The sequence below is a fragment of the Bacillus sp. TH25 genome (genome assembly GCF_016650935.1).
Lineage (GTDB): Bacteria > Bacillota > Bacilli > Bacillales > Bacillaceae_G > Bacillus_A > Bacillus_A mycoides.
In genome coordinates this window covers 612,501-631,765 of the sequence record NZ_JAEKEU010000036.1, presented here as the reverse complement: position 1 = coordinate 631,765, position 19,265 = coordinate 612,501, and the positions used below count along the sequence as shown (strand labels likewise).

21 protein-coding genes and 2 rRNA genes (1 of these 23 only partly in view) are annotated in these 19,265 nt (G+C 37.3%); 1 reads left to right on the top strand and 22 read right to left on the bottom strand.

The genetic code is table 11. From position 1 onward, the window contains the following. Positions 1-259: 259 nt before the first annotated feature. The 11 genes from spoVG to metG form a co-directional block, all read right to left on the bottom strand. Positions 260-553 carry a septation regulator SpoVG gene (gene spoVG, locus JFT89_RS18860; RefSeq protein WP_000454042.1) on the bottom strand — a complete coding sequence of 98 codons (294 nt, stop codon included), beginning with the start codon at positions 551-553 and terminating at the stop codon, positions 260-262. Positions 554-705: 152 nt separating this feature from the next. Next, complete coding sequence (locus tag JFT89_RS18855) at positions 706-1,080, bottom strand: RidA family protein (RefSeq protein ID WP_000869819.1); 375 nt, start codon at positions 1,078-1,080, stop codon at positions 706-708. 123 nt (positions 1,081-1,203) lie between these two features. Next, entirely contained in the window at positions 1,204-2,052 is an 849-nt protein-coding gene (gene purR / locus JFT89_RS18850) for a pur operon repressor (RefSeq protein WP_002091587.1), read from the bottom strand. 54 nt (positions 2,053-2,106) lie between these two features. Further along, positions 2,107-2,976, bottom strand: coding sequence for a 4-(cytidine 5'-diphospho)-2-C-methyl-D-erythritol kinase (gene ispE, locus JFT89_RS18845; RefSeq protein ID WP_154214037.1), 870 nt, complete (start codon positions 2,974-2,976; stop codon positions 2,107-2,109). Between the two features lie 196 nt (positions 2,977-3,172). Then, entirely contained in the window at positions 3,173-3,352 is a 180-nt protein-coding gene (gene sspF, locus JFT89_RS18840; RefSeq protein ID WP_002094215.1) for an acid-soluble spore protein SspF, read from the bottom strand. Positions 3,353-3,444: 92 nt separating this feature from the next. After that, positions 3,445-3,708: a biofilm formation stimulator Veg gene (gene veg / locus JFT89_RS18835; protein ID WP_002009653.1), complete on the bottom strand. Its 264-nt coding sequence runs from the start codon at positions 3,706-3,708 to the stop codon at positions 3,445-3,447. Positions 3,709-3,946: 238 nt separating this feature from the next. Beyond that, positions 3,947-4,810 (bottom strand): sporulation peptidase YabG, encoded by an 864-nt coding sequence (yabG, locus tag JFT89_RS18830; protein WP_002063378.1) that lies wholly within the window; start codon positions 4,808-4,810, stop codon positions 3,947-3,949. A 117-nt stretch (positions 4,811-4,927) separates the two neighbouring features. After that, the gene (rsmA, locus tag JFT89_RS18825) at positions 4,928-5,806 is read right to left on the bottom strand and encodes a 16S rRNA (adenine(1518)-N(6)/adenine(1519)-N(6))-dimethyltransferase RsmA (protein ID WP_002091590.1); all 879 of its coding nucleotides are present in this window, start codon (positions 5,804-5,806) and stop codon (positions 4,928-4,930) included. Beyond that, positions 5,803-6,360 (bottom strand): ribonuclease M5, encoded by a 558-nt coding sequence (gene rnmV, locus JFT89_RS18820; RefSeq protein WP_002029323.1) that lies wholly within the window; start codon positions 6,358-6,360, stop codon positions 5,803-5,805. Before rnmV ends, rsmA begins: the two co-directional genes overlap by 4 nt. Before the next feature lie 261 nt (positions 6,361-6,621). Further along, positions 6,622-7,389: a TatD family hydrolase gene (locus JFT89_RS18815; protein ID WP_002091591.1), complete on the bottom strand. Its 768-nt coding sequence runs from the start codon at positions 7,387-7,389 to the stop codon at positions 6,622-6,624. Between the two features lie 165 nt (positions 7,390-7,554). Beyond that, positions 7,555-9,537 (bottom strand): methionine--tRNA ligase, encoded by a 1,983-nt coding sequence (gene metG, locus JFT89_RS18810; RefSeq protein ID WP_002029324.1) that lies wholly within the window; start codon positions 9,535-9,537, stop codon positions 7,555-7,557. A 519-nt stretch (positions 9,538-10,056) separates the two neighbouring features. Between metG and JFT89_RS18805 the strand changes: the two genes are divergently transcribed. Beyond that, a complete protein-coding gene (locus JFT89_RS18805) occupies positions 10,057-10,341 on the top strand; it encodes a transition state genes transcriptional regulator AbrB (protein WP_002063374.1) in 285 nt (94 codons plus the stop codon). Between the two features lie 20 nt (positions 10,342-10,361). Here the strand turns inward: JFT89_RS18805 and rsmI are convergent, their stop codons facing one another. The 11 genes from rsmI to JFT89_RS18750 form a co-directional block, all read right to left on the bottom strand. Next, positions 10,362-11,237 (bottom strand): 16S rRNA (cytidine(1402)-2'-O)-methyltransferase, encoded by an 876-nt coding sequence (gene rsmI / locus JFT89_RS18800; RefSeq protein ID WP_002138891.1) that lies wholly within the window; start codon positions 11,235-11,237, stop codon positions 10,362-10,364. Then, positions 11,206-11,496 (bottom strand): GIY-YIG nuclease family protein, encoded by a 291-nt coding sequence (locus tag JFT89_RS18795; protein WP_042889529.1) that lies wholly within the window; start codon positions 11,494-11,496, stop codon positions 11,206-11,208. Before JFT89_RS18795 ends, rsmI begins: the two co-directional genes overlap by 32 nt. Further along, the gene (locus JFT89_RS18790) at positions 11,483-12,223 is read right to left on the bottom strand and encodes a tRNA1(Val) (adenine(37)-N6)-methyltransferase (protein WP_002063370.1); all 741 of its coding nucleotides are present in this window, start codon (positions 12,221-12,223) and stop codon (positions 11,483-11,485) included. The genes JFT89_RS18795 and JFT89_RS18790 overlap by 14 nt, the downstream gene beginning before the upstream one ends. A gap of 120 nt (positions 12,224-12,343) precedes the next feature. Continuing rightward, entirely contained in the window at positions 12,344-12,694 is a 351-nt protein-coding gene (gene yabA, locus JFT89_RS18785) for a DNA replication initiation control protein YabA (RefSeq protein WP_002009639.1), read from the bottom strand. A gap of 14 nt (positions 12,695-12,708) precedes the next feature. Beyond that, positions 12,709-13,536 carry a PSP1 domain-containing protein gene (locus tag JFT89_RS18780; protein ID WP_002009637.1) on the bottom strand — a complete coding sequence of 276 codons (828 nt, stop codon included), beginning with the start codon at positions 13,534-13,536 and terminating at the stop codon, positions 12,709-12,711. A gap of 5 nt (positions 13,537-13,541) precedes the next feature. Further along, positions 13,542-14,525, bottom strand: a complete 984-nt coding sequence (holB, locus tag JFT89_RS18775; RefSeq protein ID WP_002009636.1) for a DNA polymerase III subunit delta' — start codon at positions 14,523-14,525, stop codon at positions 13,542-13,544. 35 nt (positions 14,526-14,560) lie between these two features. After that, the gene (gene tmk / locus JFT89_RS18770) at positions 14,561-15,187 is read right to left on the bottom strand and encodes a dTMP kinase (RefSeq protein WP_002063368.1); all 627 of its coding nucleotides are present in this window, start codon (positions 15,185-15,187) and stop codon (positions 14,561-14,563) included. A 1-nt stretch (position 15,188) separates the two neighbouring features. Further along, positions 15,189-16,610, bottom strand: a complete 1,422-nt coding sequence (locus JFT89_RS18765; protein WP_201040448.1) for an aminotransferase class I/II-fold pyridoxal phosphate-dependent enzyme — start codon at positions 16,608-16,610, stop codon at positions 15,189-15,191. A gap of 79 nt (positions 16,611-16,689) precedes the next feature. Next, positions 16,690-16,869: a sigma factor G inhibitor Gin gene (locus JFT89_RS18760; RefSeq protein WP_002063365.1), complete on the bottom strand. Its 180-nt coding sequence runs from the start codon at positions 16,867-16,869 to the stop codon at positions 16,690-16,692. Positions 16,870-17,068: 199 nt separating this feature from the next. Next, positions 17,069-17,184 (bottom strand): 5S ribosomal RNA (gene rrf, locus JFT89_RS18755). 49 nt (positions 17,185-17,233) lie between these two features. Then, positions 17,234-19,265, bottom strand: a 23S ribosomal RNA gene (locus JFT89_RS18750); it runs 890 nt beyond the window's last position.

Sequence of the window (19,265 nt, the reverse complement as noted above, 5' to 3'; positions counted from 1 at the left end):
AACACATTATAACTATTAAATTTTACCATAATTCTTATAAGATGTTTTACTCTTTAGTATCTTTTTTAAGGAATAAGCTATACTATTTTAAATGATTTTGAAAAAATTAGAAGTTTTTCATCTTTATTTTTTCAAAATATGAATTTTTATAATTAGAAACGTGTATTATTCAAAAAAAAAAACAAACTCCTGTAAATGCTTACAGGAGTTTGCTACAAAATTATAAGACTTTCTTTCAAAAGCCCTTTTCATTCGAATTTTACGAAGCGCCTGCTTCTTCAAACTCAACCTCTTCTAACTCGCCTAAACGATGATACTCTGTTAAAACCGCATCTTGAATTTTAGAGCGTGTATTAGAATTAATTGGATGTGCAATGTCACGGAATTCTCCATCTGGAGTACGTTTACTTGGCATTGCTACAAATAATCCATTATTACCATCAATTACACGAATATCATGAACAACAAATTCATGGTCTAGAGTAATAGAGGCAATTGCTCTCATGCGGCCTTCTGTGTTTACGCGGCGTAATCTTACGTCAGTCACTTCCATCTTGTGTTCACCACCCTTTTCTAAATAAGCGATATATTTGTATAAATTCCACAAATTTTCTATTTTCCCTTTAATTTTTTAAAAATTTTTAAGATAAAAATTTTTATTTTAGTTGAATATAAGGATTAGTAGAGGTTATCGCTTACAAAGAGTTACTTAACTAGGGCAATTACTTCGATTTCAACAGAAACATCTTTCGGTAATTTTGCTACTTGTACACAAGAACGCGCTGGTTTATGAGTAGAGAAATAAGAACCGTATACTTCATTAACAGCATTAAAATCATCCATATCCTTCAAGAATACTGTTGTTTTTACCACCGTATCAAATGAAGCACCTGCTTCTGCTAATACCGCTTGTAAATTTTCAAATACTTGCTCTGTTTGTACTGTTACATCTCCTGTTACAAGTTCTCCACTTGCCGTTAATGGAATTTGTCCTGAACTATAGAACATATTATTTACAATAATCCCTTGTGAATATGGTCCAATTGCCTGTGGTGCTTTGCTTGTTTGAACAACTTTCATACTTTTCACCCTTTTATTATTTATTTTTACTCTTTAAAAATAGTGTACCAAAGGCAGTTTGTCCATCTATTTTGTAATTTATAAATAGGAATAAAAAAAGGTAAAGCTATCTGCTTTACCTTTTTACTCAGCCTCTACAAGCCCTTTATCAAATGGTGCAAGTGCATAATTCCCCTTTTCCACTTGAATCGCTTTTTCTTTCACATCAACTTCTGACAGACGAATTAATGATACAAAGTTATTAATAAGTCTTTCTTCAATATCCGTAGACTCTACTAATACGCCAATCCCGACAACATTAGCTTTAAACTCTTCTAGCATGCTCATCATACCTTGAATGGTTCCGCCAGCTTTCATAAAGTCATCAATAATTAAAACATTGGACCCTTCTGGAAGGCTACGCTTTGCTAAAGTCATCGTTTGGATTCGCTTAGAGGAACCTGATACATAATTAATACTAACAGTGGGGCCTTCTGTTACCTTATTATCTTTTCTCGCAATTACTACCGGTACATCTAAGTAGTTCGCTACTGCATAGGCAAGCGGAATTCCTTTTGTCGCTACCGTCATAACCGCATCAATTGGTTGCCTAGCAAAAACAGAAGCAAATAAACGACCTGCGCCATTAATCTGGCGAGGATTACTTAAAAGATCCGTCATATATAAGTAACCGCCAGGCAAAATACGGTCTGGGTTTTCAAATAAGCTACAAAGCTCGTTAATAATCAGATTTGCCTCTTCTTCACTTATATAGGGAATATATTTCACTCCTCCTGCTGCTCCTGGTACCGTTTGCAATGTGCCGACACCTTGTTGTTCAAACGTTTGCTTAATAATAACTAAATCTTCACTAATGGAAGATTTAGCCGATTGATACCTTTCAGCAAAAAAAGTGAGAGAAACTAGCTGACGAGGATTTTGTAACAAGTAATACGTCAAATCGACCAATCTTGTACTTCGTCTAATTTTCATACTCTCACCTCAAATCACGAATATTCTAAACAAATCATAACGTATTATACGTCTTTATTCAAGCGTTTCTCGCTCTCCTAATAAACGCACTGCATATACTTGCTCGCAAAATCCTTTTAACCCGTTATATATGCGGTGCATTCGCGAATCATGGTGTACAAGACCAAATACAGTTGGGCCACTTCCACTCATTAATACGGCATCTGCCCCAAAGCGTTTCATCTGTGATTTAATACGTGCAACCTCGGGATGCATCGCAAACGTCACATCTTCTAAAACGTTACCAACAGTATCACAAATTCCTTTATAATCGCCATGGTTAATGACTTCAACCATTTTATCTACATTTGGATGGGTAACACGATTTAATTTTAAATTTCCGTACACGTCAGCAGTAGATACACCAATGTGGGGCTTTGCTAAAATAACCCAACAAGAAGGCGGAGTCTTTATATGTTCAATTTCTTCTCCTCTTCCAGTGGCAATAGCAGTTCCACCATATACACAGAACGATACATCTGACCCAATTTCTGCGCCAAGCTTTGCTAATTCATCGATTGTTAGCCCTAAATTCCATAACTTATTAAGGCCACGTAATGTCGCTGCTGCATCACTACTTCCACCTGCTAATCCAGCGGCTACTGGAATCGTTTTTTCAATAGTAATAGACACACCTTTTTTTACATTAAACTTCACTTTTAATAATTTCGCTGCTTGATAAGCTAAATTGCGTTGGTCGTCTGGGACATACCGATTATGGGACAAAATTTCAATACGGTCTTCTGCTAATTCCGTTAGCTCTAAACGATCTGCCAAGTCGATTGTTGTCATAATCATTTTCACTTCATGATATCCATCTTGTCTTTTTCCCAGTACATCTAACGACAGATTAATCTTTGCTGGTGCTTTCACTAGTAGCTTCAATCTATTCACCCACTCTATGTACTCAATCTTTTATCGTTTATTTTACCATAAATTTATAGTAAGACGATGACACTTCCCTAATTATATCGAAAAGCATTCAGAATGAAACTACTTATGTCAAATGATGGCACCTTTTAGCGTGCAAAAAGCCGAGGAATCTCTCCTCGGCTACCGTAGCATAGAAAGTATCTTACAACTACTGGTTTCGTTTCATTAATTGCTGTTCTGCAATTTCTATAGCACGTTTCACCATATTACCAGCATCTTTCGCACGAATTCCGCCCCATCCTTCTTTCTGAACAACATCATAAAAGCCAAGCTCTTTTGCAAGCTCTTCTTTAAATTGATTTGACATGACTCCTCTTCGTCTACTCAATGCAGAGTCCCTCCTTATTTTGCTACGGTATAATTAGTATGCAAAATAATATAGCTTTTCATTTATGGGAATATATGTAACAAAAAAATACATTAATTATAAAATACTTCATTTTGAGATTCATCGTAAAATGTTAGCTCTACTGTCTCTGTTAAAACATCTGCATAACTATAAGATACACGTTGCAATGCATCTTCTTGCTGGTCTAATTGTACAACAAACACAGAACGATACGTTTCTGCAAGTACACCTGATTGCTCCACAGTTTTTCTTCTCCCACTATTTGCCTTTAACATAAGTCGCTGTCCAAGATGGTGATCTAATTCGCTTTTAATTTCATCTAAACGTTTTGACATATACTTTGCTACACCTCGCTGTAATTTAGATTGAACACTTAAAACACGATATATCTATCCCAATTATTAACCGCAATTCACAGACAATATCATTATAAAAGCATCATGCGTTCAAATAGATAGAAGAAATACTATATTCTAAAAGTATCATTGTATAGTCTGCACGTTCTTGCCGCTTTTTATCCAGACTCATTTAAATCATTTCCACATAAAAAAGCAAGATACGTATGTACCTTGCTCATTCGTCATAATGTTGAAAGGGCAATCCTGTTCGTAAAATCCCTCTTGTTTCAATTCCGCCTAGTCCCTTTTCGCCAGTAATTGTATTACGCACAACGTCCCATACATTTACTCTTTCCATAAATGAAGTGAAACTAATTTTGCCAACTACATATACAGGATCTAGAGCATGAATATTAATTCTAGACGGTGAACTAGCAAAATTAGCACCTGCCCGAATCAACGCCTCAAAGTGTGATTGACAAGCCCCAGCAAAAATAACGAGTTGATCTAATGATGGATACTTTTTCCGCACTTCTCGAACGGCCTGTACAAAATGTCTAGAATGTCTATATGCTGCTAAATCTCCCATAACTCCTTTTGACTTTGTATATGCATCATGTCCTGTAATAACTAAAATGTCTGGGCGAAAATGATCTATTAAGTCTACTACCTTTTCATGCATCTCCGTTTCCTTACAATGAATACCTTGAACAGGAACGCCTATTTTATTATATAAATCTAAGCACTTGCGCAAATATAAAGGATCTCCATCTATATGCAATACACGTCCTGGCATTTGAAAATAATTCACTTCACTTGTATATCCACCAGTTGAATTATGTTCATGTCTTTGTTTCATCAACACGTAATCTTGCTGAAACAACCGGTAAGTACGCTCCATCGTTTCTTTTTCACGCTTCACTCTATTTTTATGTTCTCGTTGATCTATACTAACTAAATCTGCAAGTGGTGCATCCGCCACAAGTCTAATTTCCTCTCCAAATAATATTGCCATATCGCCTTTTATTTCTATAATACGAAAAAGAATATCCCTATTATGAGAATATCGTTCAACTAATTCTCCAACATGTAAAGCCATTCTCCTACCTCCAAACTCCAAACTCGTTAGGCCATCTTACCTGTTTTTAAAGTATGAATTTAGGAAAGGAAAGGTGACAAAAGGGACAGCTCAAGTTGAACTGTCCCTTTCATATTCTTATGACAATTTATGAAGAATTAATGCATTACTTAATGTTGCAAACTCTTCGATAGATAACGTTTCGCCTCTTCGCTTCGGATCAATTCCTACTTCTGTCAAAATTCGATCCAACAGCTCTTTATCTTTCGGGAAACCATTTAAATTATTTGATAAATTATTCATTAAAGTTTTACGACGCTGTGCGAAACTTGCTCGTACTACTTCAAAGAAGAAAGTTTCATCTGTCACTTCTACAACTGGTTTAGGACGCTTTAGAAGACGGATAATCGCAGAATCAACATTTGGTTGTGGCACAAACACTGTACGCGGTACAGTCATAACTGTTTCTACCTCTGTATAATACTGAATGGCAATTGATAAAGAACCATACTCTTTCGTTCCTGGTTTAGCAGCTAAACGATCCCCAACTTCTTTTTGCATCATAACAACAAATCCACGAACCGGTAATTTTTCTTCAAGCAATTTAAATAAAATTGGCGTTGTAATATAGTATGGTAAGTTAGCTACTACCATTACATCTTGTCCTTCTTCAAATTGCTCACTAAACACTTCATGTACATCTGCTTTTAGTACATCTTTATTTATAACTGTAACGTTGCTATATGGAGCTAACGTCTCGTCTAAAATTGGTAATAATCTCTGATCAATTTCAAAAGCCACTACTTTTTTAGCACGCTTTGCCAATTGCTCTGTTAACGCACCGATACCTGGTCCAATTTCAATTGCGCCACTTTCTGAACCGATTTCTGCGTGATCAACGATACGATTTAATACATTCGTATCAATTAAAAAATTTTGTCCTAAACTTTTTTTGAATGAAAATCCATACTTTTCAACAATGTCTTTCGTACGATTTGGTGTTGCGATATCCTTCATTTTTTTTCCTCCTGTATTACTTGCTTATAAGCTTCTGCAAATGATTCCTTTGAAACCTGAAACATTTGTAAACGTTTATGTAACTGTTTTGCGTTTGTATAACCAATCTTTAATAGCTTACCCACTCTTTCTCTGCGACTCTTTGCCATTTCTCCGCCCACTAAGCCCGCATCGACTAGATCACTCCAACTAATTTCACTTGTGTAAGCTTCCATTTCTTCATGTATATTCTCTAAAGCACGGCGAATCGACTCATTAGAAGCATGTTCGATTCCAACACCTTTTTTCCTTTTAGCAAGTGCTTCTTCCTTCGTTAAAAAAGCATGCTTACATCCGGGAACCTTGTCAGAAATAATTTTTCGAATACGCTCTCCAGGATAATCTGGATCTGTGAAAATAATAACGCCTCGTTTTTGCTGCGCTAATTTAACTTGCTCAATAACGTGATCACCGATTGCTGAACCGTTTGTTTCGATTGTATCCGCATCAACAGCACGTTTAATCGCAACTGTATCATCTTTACCTTCTACAACGATAATCTCTTTAATTTTCATGCTTGCCTCCACACTCTTTTCATCTCTACTTAGTAAAACAAAAAAATGACGACTTTTCCATTATTATTTTCCCAATCTTACATTTTAAAAAGTAGAAGAGAAAAATCTTTGTTCACTATCCTTATTGTAACACTTCTGTCTCCATCTTAATTTATCCGCAGTATTTCTACACTTATGTTATGAGTAAATAGTGGGTTCTTATCACTTCTATTATCTCTCTTCTCAAAAAACAAAAAAAAGAATGGGACTCCCCATTCTTTTTTATTCAACACCAAATAAAGCTTTGGCATTCTTTGTTGTTACTTGTGCTACTTCGTCATAAGAAATTCCTTTTAAATTCGCAATTTCTTCTGCTACCAGTTTTACATAACTAGGTTCATTTCGTTTCCCTCGAAATGGATGTGGTGTTAAATACGGGCAATCTGTCTCTATCAATAATTTTTCTAACGGAATCTCCATAGCAACTTCTTTCGGTTTCTTGGCATTTTTAAATGTTACTGGCCCACCTAATGAAATTAAAAAGTTCATATCGACACATCGCTGGGCTACTTCTACACTACCGCTAAAGCAATGCATAATGCCCCCTACTTCAGCTGCATTCTCTTCCTCTAGGATATCAACAATATCTTGAGTTGCATCGCGGTTATGTATAATAATCGGTAATTTCACCTTTTTCGCTAATGCAATTTGTTTACGGAATACTTCCTTCTGTATTTCTTTTGGAGACTTATCCCAGTGATAATCTAATCCCATTTCCCCAATTGCAACTACTTTAGGATGAGCCGCTAATTCTTCTAACCAAGCTAAATGTTCTTCTTTCATATCGATTGCATCAACAGGATGCCATCCAACTGCAGCGTAAATAAAATCATAAGCCTCTGCTAATTCAATTGCTTTCTTTATCGTTACTTCATCAAATCCAACAACAACTGTATATGTAACTCCCGCTTCTTTCATTCTCGCGATAACTTCTTGTAAATCTTCTTCAAATTGCTCTGCATTTAAATGTGAATGTGTATCAAACAACATAATAAATAACTCCTTTTATATTGAAATCAATTCTCTCATAGAAAAACTACACTCTTTCTAACTTAACGATAACAATACTTCAATTTTAATGCAAAAAACGGAATATAAAAAGAAAAAAGACGCTTCACCAATGTTACACGTGAAACATCTCTTTTCTTGTCTCAATTACTTGATTTTTGTACCATTTGGTAAATTCTGGTCAATTGATGCTAATGACAATACGCCATTCTCTTCACCTGCTAAAATCATACCTTGTGATAATTCACCACGTAATTTTACAGGTTTTAAATTCGTTACACAAATAACCTTTTTACCTTTTAGTTCTTCTGGGGAATAGAATTTAGCAATCCCAGAAACCACTTGGCGCTTCTCTGTACCTAAATCAAGCTGAATTTTTAACAGCTTATCTGCTTTTTTCACAGGTTCAGCGGATATTACTTCAGCTACTCGTAATTCTACTTTAAAGAAATCATCAATTGTAATTTCTTCTGCCTTTGGTTCTTCTGCTTTTTTCTCTTCTACTTTAGGAGCAGAACCTTGCATTTGTTCTTTAATATACCCCACTTCTACTTCCATTTCCAAACGAGGGAAGATTGGGTTTCCTTTTTCTACTTTTGTTCCAGCTGGAATACATCCAATTGTAGATAGGCTTTCCCAAGATTTATGCGCCTCTTCAGTAAGTCCAAGTTGAGCAAACATCTTACTTGGTGCTACTGTTAGGAATGGCATAAGCATAATACCTGTTTGACGAAGTACCTCAGCTAAGTGGGCCATTACAGACGCAAGTTTTTCGCGATCATTCTCATCCTTCGCTAATACCCACGGCTGCGTTTCATCAATATATTTGTTCGTACGGCTAACTAATTGCCAAATGGAACTTAGCGCTACAGAGAATTCCATATTCTCCATTGCCTCTTCTACTTTTTTCAATGTATCTTTGGCAAATGTCACTAACGTTTCATCGAACTCAGTTACATTTGCTTTAAATGCAGGGATTTCCCCGTTAAAGTATTTATCAATCATAGCTACTGTACGATTTAATAAGTTACCTAAATCATTCGCTAAATCAAAGTTGATTCGTTCAACAAATCCTTCTGGTGTGAATACTCCATCAGATCCAAATGGAACTTCGCGAAGTAAGTAGTAACGCAATGCATCTAATCCGTAACGATCAATTAGTGTAACTGGATCTACTACGTTTCCTTTTGACTTACTCATTTTTCCATCCTTCATTAAAATCCAGCCATGAGCAAAGACTTTCTTCGGAAGTGGTAAATCTAAAGCCATTAAAATAATTGGCCAATAAATTGTGTGGAAACGAACGATTTCTTTCCCAACTAAATGGACATCTGCTGGCCAGAATTTTTTATACTTCTCTTCATTTTCTGTTCCATATCCTAATGCAGTAATGTAATTAGACAACGCATCTACCCATACGTAAATAACGTGTTTTGGGTTACCTGGAACACGAACTCCCCAGTCAAATGAAGTACGAGAAACAGCTAAATCTTCTAATCCTGGTTTAATGAAGTTATTAATCATTTCATTTTTACGGGACTCCGGCTGAATGAAATGAGGGTTATCTTCATAGAACTTTAATAGTCGGTCTACATATTTACCCATTCTAAAGAAATAAGACTCTTCGCGAACAAGTTCTACAGCGTGACCACTATCTGGGCTTTTTCCACCAACTACTTTGTCACCTTCCATAATTGGATCTACTAATTGATGCGCTGTATAGAATGTTTCATCTTGTACAGAATACCAACCTTCATATTCATCAAGATAAATATCGCCTTGATCTACTAGCTGCTTGAAGATTTTCTCAACAACATCTTTATGACGATCTTCAGTTGTACGAATAAAATCATCATAAGAGATATCCATCTTCTCCCAAAGTTCTTTAATCCCTGATACAATGTTATCCACATATGCCTGTGGTGTAACATTTAGTTCTTCTGCTTTCTTTTGGATCTTCTGTCCATGCTCATCAGTTCCTGTTAAATAATGAACATTGTATCCTTGCATACGCTTATATCGTGCCATCGCATCTCCTGCTACCGTCGTATAAGCATGTCCAATGTGTAACTTTCCACTTGGATAATAAATTGGGGTAGTAATATAAAAGGACTTATTTTCCTCTTTCATCGTTTTGGACCTCCCGAATAACCTCATATGTATTTATAAACAGTATATCAAAAACTCATATATAAAGTGAAACTTTAATCCGTGGGGAGGGTTCATCCCCCATGGATTATCAGCCCACACCAATCGGGCTTTTACGAGCAGCCCGACTCCCACTTAACTTCTTTGCTCCGGCTAAATTTTGAAGTGGGAGTCTTACTGCTCGCAAATAGCGGGATAAAAACGAGTTAATGCTCGATATCTTTATCATCTATTACTCATATTCAAAAAAATATACAATATATTTCCCGAAAAGTATAAACATTACAAAAAATAATACAAAACAATTGTAGAAATGACTTACATTCTATCATATATAAGAAGTATAAAAATCTATAAATCTTTTTTAAAAATATAGAATTTAAGAATTGACGGAAATGTAAATGATTGGTATCATATGTCCATAGGGTATTTTGTCGAAAAATGACGAATCAAAAAATAGACTCGAAACTTATAAACTATTTATTTAGGAGGAAAAGAATTATGAAATCTACTGGTATCGTTCGTAAAGTTGATGAATTAGGTCGTGTAGTAATTCCAATCGAATTACGCCGCACTTTAGGTATTGCAGAAAAGGACGCTCTTGAAATCTACGTTGATGAAGAAAAAATCATCTTAAAGAAATATAAACCAAACATGACTTGCCAAGTAACTGGTGAAGTATCTGATGGTAACCTATCTTTAGCTGAAGGTAAAATTATCTTAAGCAAAGAAGGCGCTGAACAAGTCTTAAACGAACTTCAAGATTATATCGAAACAGCAAAGTAAGCTTCTCAATTATGAGAAGCTTATTTTTTATCAACATGATAGATTTGATATACATCACGTTTCGACAAATCTCGGTCTTTAGCGACTGTTTTAATCGCTTCTTTTGAATTCATACCTTTTTCATTTATATAATGTTCAATATGATTATATACTGAAATAACTTCCCACCATTGTTCTTCTTGAGTAGGTTCTTCTGTTGAACCTGCTACTAAAATACAAAACTCACCACGAACTTCATTTTGCTTCGTCCACTCAATCGCCTCTTCAATTGTTCCACGAATAAACTCTTCAAATTTTTTCGTTAGCTCACGACATAATACGATTTCCCTATTTCCTAATACTTCTTGCATAGAGATTAAAGTGTCATCTAAACGATGTGGCGCCTCATAAAACATCATTGTAGTTGGAATATAGCGTAGTTTTTCTAATTCAAGCTTACGTCCCTTTTTATTTCTTTGCAGGAAACCATAGAAATAAAAATGTTTTGTCTCAAGTCCTGATGCAATCAATGCTGTAAGGGCTGCATTTGCCCCAGGAAGCGGGATAACATGATATTGTTCTGCTACAGCCTCTACAACGATATCATAACCAGGATCTGAAATACATGGCATACCAGCATCGCTCACAATGGCTACAGTCTTACCTTCTTCTAACTTATCTAAAATTTTCCGTCCACTTACTCCTTTATTATGCTCATGATAACTCATAACTGGTGTTTCAATTTCAAAGTAATTACAAAGTTTCTTCGTTTGCCTTGTATCTTCCGCTGCAATAATGTCTGCCTCTTTTAAAATTCGGATTGCACGAAATGTCATATCCTCTAAATTTCCGATTGGAGTCGGTACTAAATATAAAACTCCCTTTTCATTTTGCTGAAAGCTTTTTTGCTGCCACATAGCGTTCTCCTTTTTGCATATATTCTTCTTTTTTTTTCCTCGTTAACTGCTTAAAGTGATACTCAGCTTGCATAGCCGTTCGTTTATCCTCGTGATCCTCTACATATTTTAAAACAACTGGAAGTCTAGCGCGTGTATATCTAGCACCTTTTCCACTATTATGAGTCTGAATCCGTTTTGCTATATGATTCGTGTATCCAGCATAATAACTTCCATCAGAACACTCCACCACATAAAAACAATGCTTATTCTTCTCCATATAAAATTGAACGAAGCTCCCTTGTATATTCATTGTTTTCTTCATATACAAAAAGAGGTGGTAAGATTTTTAAATCTGCATTCCCATCCTTAATTCCTTCAATTAACAATGTATTCGCTTCTTTACCAGCCTTAGGATAAACAAATCGCACACGTTTCGGTTCAATTTTGTATTTACGCATTAATGTGACGATGTCGAGCAAACGACCTGGACGATGTACAAATGCTACTTTCCCACCCTGTTTCACTAGCTGGCTACTTGCGTATACAACATCTTCTAGTGTGCACATAATTTCATGACGAGCTATCGCTAAATGTTCATTCATATTCTTCTCAGAAGTTTGTGGTGTTTGAAAATAAGGAGGATTACATGTTACAACATCATATTGATGACGTCCAAGTTTCTCCGGCATATCTTTCAAATCTCCATGGATTAAATGAATTCTTTCTTCTAAATTATTGTATTGAACGCTTCTTATTCCCATATCATATAAGCGCTCTTGAATTTCTACACCTGTAATTTTCCCTTTTGTCCTTGTACTTAATAAAAGAGGGATAACTGCGTTACCTGTACACAAATCAAGTAAATTACCTTTTTGAATTGGCACCCAAGCAAAATCTGCAAGTAAAACAGCATCCAAAGAAAAATTAAATACTGATGGACTTTGTACAATCTTCATATCTTGCGCTAATAAGTAATCTAAACGCTCATCTTCATATAAATTCATATATTGCTCCCTTTCTTACACTTAACCTACCCTATTTCATCTTCTATTAATGTAAAAATAAATTTCATTCTACTCTCATGTATAAAAAATTACCTTTCCAATTATATTGGAAAGGTAATCTCACTTTTTATTTAAAAATGACAGACAGAATAAACAATCTCCCTCTTTACGTACACTTCCATAATGTAGATTGCAAATATGAAAACCTTCTTGATATAGTCTCGCTAGATTATCGTAGCCTTCACCAATATCTGTCTTCGCCTTCATTTCTTTGCGTTTTTGAGTTTTTTGTTTTTCCTTGTTCTGCACTTCTTCAAAACGATGTCGCAAATTTTCATTTTCCATTTTTATATGTTGGTTTTCTTCCAATAATTCTGCAAGATGTTGTTTTAATTCCCCCAACTGTTTGTATAAATGTCCAATTTGCTCTTCCATACTAGAAACCGATGCAAAAATATCCTTTTTCTCCACAAGCACCCACCTCATTAATCTGTGGTTTGACTCGAAACGACCCCTTTATTCATTAATTCATCTAACGTATATTCTACTATCCGTTCCTTGTCTACTAGTTCCACTTGAATTAATCTTTCTAAAATATTTAATCCGATAACACGGCCAGTACCGTGCGGTGTTTGTATACGTTGATCTAAATCAGGAAGTTGTTCCTTTGCTGCCTCATATTCATCATTCTCATATTTTAAGCAACACATTAAGCGACCACATAAACCAGAGATTTTTGCAGGATTTAATGATAAATTTTGATCCTTTGCCATTTTAATGGATACAGGTTCAAAATCTCCTAAAAAAGTAGAACAACAAAGCATACGACCACATGGACCAATACCACCAAGCATTTTTGCTTCGTCACGAACGCCGATCTGTCTCAGCTCAATTCTTGTCCTAAAAATTGCAGCTAAGTCTTTCACTAGTTCCCGGAAATCAATCCGGCCATCCGCAGTAAAGTAAAAAATAATCTTATTACGATCGAACGTATACTCTACATCTACAAGCTTCATATCAAGATTATGTTCTCCTACCTTTTGTTGACAAACTTGATATGCTTCTTTCGCAGCATGCCTATTCTCTTCAACAATGGTACGATCATTTTCATTTGCAATACGAATAACTTTTTTTAGCGGTAATACAACGTCATTTTCATCAACTTGCTTTTTGGTAATAACTACTTTTCCGTACTCAATACCTCTTACCGTTTCTACAATTACAAACTCATTTTCTGAGATATCGAACTGATTTGGATCAAAGTAATATACCTTTCCGGCCTTCTTAAAGCGAACACCTACTACATCATACAAAACGGTCATCCCTCCTGCAACCGCAACACTAACTGTTCGAACACAAGCTGCGCATTTACATTAGCGTTGATTCTATTTTTTGCCTCTAATATATTAAAGAGAGCTGATACAATGCGCTTCTGAGCATAAGAAAAGGATTCAAACATCTCTTTCTGCTCATGAAAAACAAGACGATCTTCTTCTCCAAGTTGAACATATAATAAATCCTTATAAATAAGGAGTAACATATCTAAGCCTTGCTGTAATTGTTCTTTCTCTCCAAAGTGCTTCCCCCATTTTTCTTGTACAAAAAAAATAGAGGCCTTATCTTTTTCGAGCGCTTCACATAATTTTATCACTAAAGCTCTCGCTTGTGCAAACCATTCATCATTACACATTAATAAAGCTTCTTCAAAACTATTTGTAAGCTGCGCAGCAAGTGTAGATAAAGAAACTGTAATACCTTCTTCCTCTAACCTCTTAATTAAAGATTCTGTAGGCAACGGCCTAAACGTAACAACTTGACAACGAGATAAGATTGTATTTAAAATCTGATGACTTTGTTCAGTAAGTAAAATAGCTGTTGTATCACTACTTGGTTCTTCTAAAAACTTTAAGAGCGTATTCGCTGCATTTGCTGTCATACGATCTGCATGCTCAATAATATATACTTTTTTATTTGCTTCTAATCCTGTTTTTGAAAACTCTTCTTGTAAATCATGAATTTGCTGTTTTTTAATAGATAATCCATCTGGTTTTACAATATGTAAGTTTGGGTAGTTACCTGAATCAATTCGGCGACAATTCGTACATACATGACAAGGCTCTACACCATTTCTTTGTGAACAGAGAAAACTTTTTGCCATTTGAATTGCTGTGGCGAACTTCCCAGTCCCTTTCCCTCCCTCTAACAAGTAAGCGTGGGATATACGCTCTTTTGCAATGCTATTCATCAACATTTTGACACCGATGGGCTGTATAGCAGAAAGCTGCTCCCACGTATTTATCATACTGCATACCTCACTTATTTCATTCTTTCCTTCTATTATAACAATTTATCTTCTATAATCTGAACAACTTCTTCTATAAGTTTTTTCATTGGTTGATCAGCATTTACTAATACAATGCGATTAGAGAAACGCTCTACAACTTGTAAATACCCTTCACGCACACGTTTATGGAAAGAGATATCTTCCATATCTAGTCGATTTACTTCACGTCCTACATCTTTTCCAATTCGTGCTAAACCTACCTCTGGCTCAATATCTAAATAGATTGTTAAACTAGGCATACAATCTTCCGTTGCGAAACGATTAATTTCAAATACTTTATCCATACCTAATCCTCTTGCATATCCTTGATATGCTAAAGAGCTATCTATAAAACGATCACATAGTACAAGATAGTTTTCCTCAAGTGCTGGCATAACTTTTTCCACTAAATGTTGTCTACGTGCAGCAGCATATAAGAGCGCCTCTGTACGTGCTTCCATCATCGTATACTCTTGTTTATGTAAAATTGTTCTAATATCTTCAGAAATTGCAATACCACCCGGTTCTCTGGTCGCCATTACCTTTTGTTCCTTTTGCTCAAAATATGGTAATAAACTTTTAATTAATGTTGTTTTACCCGAACCTTCTGGCCCTTCAATTGTTACAAATAATCCCTTCATCCTAAAACCTACTTTCTATATCATACACGTTCATATATTTCGTACTACCTTGAAAACGAGCCCCTGTTTTCTCTAAATGAGTAATTTGCTTTGTATGTTCTTGAGTAATTCTCTCTCCATACATGATCAATGGAATTCCAGGTGGATACGGAATCACCATTTCTGCAGCTATCATACCAACGGCTTCTTCTATAGATACTAACTTCGTTTCGTATCTCTCTAATTGTTTATACGTATACGGTAAAGGGGAAATCTCCCCTTTATAAGTATAACTAATTGATGCTGTCTTGTCTTTTACCTTATATTGCTGCATAGCTAATCGAATGATCTCTATAGCTTTCATATACCCCTCATTTACTTGTAACGGTAATATAAGTAGGACGTTATATGGATCTGCCATTTCCGTATATATACCGACTTTTTCAAATACAGACTGTAATTCATACCCCGATAACTGACAGCGAGTTTGCACCGTAACTTTTAATTCATCTTGCGATGGATATTGTAAAATGGCTATTTGTGGGATAGATCGCAATCCTTCTTTAAATCGGCGTAAAAACTCAACGATTTCATCATGACCCTCTTCCTTTATAACTGCTATTGCAAAACGTGCTATATCAAGAGAAGCCATAATTGGATACGATGGGCTACTAGATTGTAGCATACTTAAATAGGAGGAAACTTTTTCTTCGCTCACCAAACGGCTATTTATATGTAAATAAGATCCCATTGTCATCGCAGGTAATGTTTTATGTGCGGAATGAACCACAATATCCGCACCATAAACTAATGCTGACTTCGGGAAGGGGTCCCCTATACAAAAATGCGCCCCATGGGCTTCATCTACTAGAACAGGAATTTTATGTGCATGTGCGTAAGCGATACTTGCCTCTAAATCAATGCCCATACCATAGTAATTAGGATGTGTTAAAATAAGTGCTTTTGCATTTGGATACTTTGTAATTGCCTCCTTAATAACTTCATCACGAACACCTACTGGTACGTTATGTACTTCATCAATCCATGGATTTAAAAAGACCGGATTCGCCCCTGCTAATTTCAAACCATTAATGATCGATTTATGACAATTTCTTTGTACGAGGACAATATCATGTTCGCCGCAGCAAGACAAAATCATTGCTAAATTTCCAACTGTTGAACCATTAATTAAAAAATAACTTTTGTGCACGCCATATACTTCAGCTAATAATTGCTGTGCTTCATCTATACATTCAAACGGGCTATGTAAATCATCTAATCCTGTTAACTCTGTTACATCAATTGATAATATGTCCTTAAACCCCCCTGAAGCTTTCTGAGGGAAGTTTAAACCATTCTTATGACCCGGAACATGAAAAGATAGTAGTCGCCTTTCTTTAAATTCTATTAGCGCCTCATATAAAGGCATACGATTTTGATTCATATATATCTCTTCCTTATTATTCATTGTGTATCTATTATACAGATATTAGGGCAAAAAAAATAATAGGCATAATGCCTATTTAAAAATATGATACTTCTAATTTTCGCAGTTGTTTTAAATAATGTATATACTTCGGGTCATTTGTCTCAGTATTCACCAGATTTCTTTCGCACTCGTAACATATTAAATTATTATATACATATATTCCTTCCCCTTTTTTTGTCTCACAAACGATGCAAATTTCACTTGGTAATTTCATAATCTTTCCTCCCTTTTTAAATGAACATATTATATACCTCTATTCCTTAACAAATCTCTGGAAAATATACATCAATTTCTTATATAATATGATTTATTCTTGGGCAACGTGTTTGTATTACTTATGTATTCCCTTTACTTCTTTCATGCACCGTTTAAAAACAAAAAAACACAAGTCAAAAGACTTGTGTTTTTATCTTGCTTGGCGACGTCCTACTCTCACAGGGACAAGGTCCCAACTACCATCGGCGCTAGAGAGCTTAACTTCCGTGTTCGGTATGGGAACGGGTGTGACCTCTCTGCCATCATCACCAAACTATGAAGGTATATTCCTTCAAAACTAGATAACATTTGCTTCATATTATATGGTTAAGTCCTCGATCTATTAGTATTCGTCAGCTCCACATGTCACCATGCTTCCACCTCGAACCTATCAACCTGATCATCTTTCAGGGATCTTACTAGCTTACGCTATGGGAAATCTCATCTTGAGGGGGGCTTCATGCTTAGATGCTTTCAGCACTTATCCCTTCCGCACATAGCTACCCAGCTATGCCCTTGGCAGAACAACTGGTACACCAGCGGTGCGTCCATCCCGGTCCTCTCGTACTAAGGACAGCTCCTCTCAAATTTCCTGCGCCCACGACGGATAGGGACCGAACTGTCTCACGACGTTCTGAACCCAGCTCGCGTACCGCTTTAATGGGCGAACAGCCCAACCCTTGGGACCGACTACAGCCCCAGGATGCGATGAGCCGACATCGAGGTGCCAAACCTCCCCGTCGATGTGGACTCTTGGGGGAGATAAGCCTGTTATCCCCGGGGTAGCTTTTATCCGTTGAGCGATGGCCCTTCCATGCGGAACCACCGGATCACTAAGCCCGACTTTCGTCCCTGCTCGACTTGTAGGTCTCGCAGTCAAGCTCCCTTATGCCTTTGCACTCTACGAATGATTTCCAACCATTCTGAGGGAACCTTTGGGCGCCTCCGTTACACTTTAGGAGGCGACCGCCCCAGTCAAACTGCCCACCTGACACTGTCTCCCGGGTCGATAAGACCCGTAGGTTAGAATTTCAATACAGTCAGGGCGGTATCCCACCAGCGCCTCCACCGAAGCTAGCGCTCCGGTTTCAATGGCTCCCGCCTATCCTGTACAAACTGTACCAAAATTCAATATCAGGCTACAGTAAAGCTCCACGGGGTCTTTCCGTCCTGTCGCGGGTAACCTGCATCTTCACAGGTACTATAATTTCACCGAGTCTCTGGTTGAGACAGTGCCCAAATCGTTACACCTTTCGTGCGGGTCGGAACTTACCCGACAAGGAATTTCGCTACCTTAGGACCGTTATAGTTACGGCCGCCGTTTACTGGGGCTTCAGTTCAGAGCTTCGCTTACGCTAACCCCTCTCCTTAACCTTCCAGCACCGGGCAGGTGTCAGCCCCTATACTTCGCCTTACGGCTTCGCAGAGACCTGTGTTTTTGCTAAACAGTCGCTTGGGCCTATTCACTGCGGCTTTCCGTTAAGAAAGCACCCCTTCTCCCGAAGTTACGGGGTCATTTTGCCGAGTTCCTTAACCAGAGTTCTCTCGCACACCTTAGGATTCTCTCCTCGCCTACCTGTGTCGGTTTGCGGTACAGGCACCTTTTATCTCGCTAGAAGCTTTTCTTGGCAGCGGGGAATCAAAGACTTCGCTCCATAAGGAGCTTCCCCATCACAGCTCAGCCTTCACGATAAGCGGATTTGCCTACTTATCAGCCTAACTGCTTGGACGTGCACAACCAATCGCACGCTTCTTCTATCCTTCTGCGTCCCTCCATTGCTCAAACGATAAAGAGGTGGTACAGGAATATCAACCTGTTGTCCATCGCCTACGCCTGTCGGCCTCGGCTTAGGTCCTGACTAACCCTGAGCGGACGAGCCTTCCTCAGGAAACCTTAGGCATTCGGTGGACGGGATTCTCACCCGTCTTTCGCTACTCATACCGGCATTCTCACTTCTAAGCGCTCCACCAGTCCTTCCGGTCTGACTTCACTGCACTTAGAACGCTCCCCTACCACTGATACCATTGGTATCAATTCGCAGCTTCGGTGGTGTATTTAGCCCCGGTACATTTTCGGCGCAGAGTCACTCGACTAGTGAGCTATTACGCACTCTTTAAATGGTGGCTGCTTCTGAGCCAACATCCTAGTTGTCTAAGCAACTCCACATCCTTTTCCACTTAATACACACTTTGGGACCTTAGCTGGCGATCTGGGCTGTTTCCCTCTTGACTACGGATCTTATCACTCGCAGTCTGACTCCTAAGGATAAGTCATTGGCATTCGGAGTTTGACTGAATTCGGTAATCCGATGAGGACCCCTAGTTCAATCAGTGCTCTACCTCCAAGACTCTTAC

Coding starts and splice junctions, on each gene's coding strand:
- spoVG (WP_000454042.1), bottom strand. CDS start 553: ATGGAAGTGACTGACGTAAGATTACGCCGCGTAAACACAGAAGGCCGC.
- JFT89_RS18855 (WP_000869819.1), bottom strand. CDS start 1,080: ATGAAAGTTGTTCAAACAAGCAAAGCACCACAGGCAATTGGACCATAT.
- purR (WP_002091587.1), bottom strand. CDS start 2,052: ATGAAAATTAGACGAAGTACAAGATTGGTCGATTTGACGTATTACTTG.
- veg (WP_002009653.1), bottom strand. CDS start 3,708: ATGTCAAAACGTTTAGATGAAATTAAAAGCGAATTAGATCACCATCTT.
- yabG (WP_002063378.1), bottom strand. CDS start 4,810: ATGGCTTTACATGTTGGAGAATTAGTTGAACGATATTCTCATAATAGG.
- rsmA (WP_002091590.1), bottom strand. CDS start 5,806: ATGAAGGATATCGCAACACCAAATCGTACGAAAGACATTGTTGAAAAG.
- rnmV (WP_002029323.1), bottom strand. CDS start 6,360: ATGAAAATTAAAGAGATTATCGTTGTAGAAGGTAAAGATGATACAGTT.
- JFT89_RS18815 (WP_002091591.1), bottom strand. CDS start 7,389: ATGTTGTTTGATACACATTCACATTTAAATGCAGAGCAATTTGAAGAA.
- metG (WP_002029324.1), bottom strand. CDS start 9,537: ATGAAAGAGGAAAATAAGTCCTTTTATATTACTACCCCAATTTATTAT.
- JFT89_RS18805 (WP_002063374.1), top strand. CDS start 10,057: ATGAAATCTACTGGTATCGTTCGTAAAGTTGATGAATTAGGTCGTGTA.
- rsmI (WP_002138891.1), bottom strand. CDS start 11,237: ATGTGGCAGCAAAAAAGCTTTCAGCAAAATGAAAAGGGAGTTTTATAT.
- JFT89_RS18795 (WP_042889529.1), bottom strand. CDS start 11,496: ATGGAGAAGAATAAGCATTGTTTTTATGTGGTGGAGTGTTCTGATGGA.
- JFT89_RS18790 (WP_002063370.1), bottom strand. CDS start 12,223: ATGAATTTATATGAAGATGAGCGTTTAGATTACTTATTAGCGCAAGAT.
- holB (WP_002009636.1), bottom strand. CDS start 14,525: ATGATAAATACGTGGGAGCAGCTTTCTGCTATACAGCCCATCGGTGTC.
- tmk (WP_002063368.1), bottom strand. CDS start 15,187: ATGAAGGGATTATTTGTAACAATTGAAGGGCCAGAAGGTTCGGGTAAA.
- JFT89_RS18765 (WP_201040448.1), bottom strand. CDS start 16,610: ATGAATCAAAATCGTATGCCTTTATATGAGGCGCTAATAGAATTTAAA.
- JFT89_RS18760 (WP_002063365.1), bottom strand. CDS start 16,869: ATGAAATTACCAAGTGAAATTTGCATCGTTTGTGAGACAAAAAAAGGG.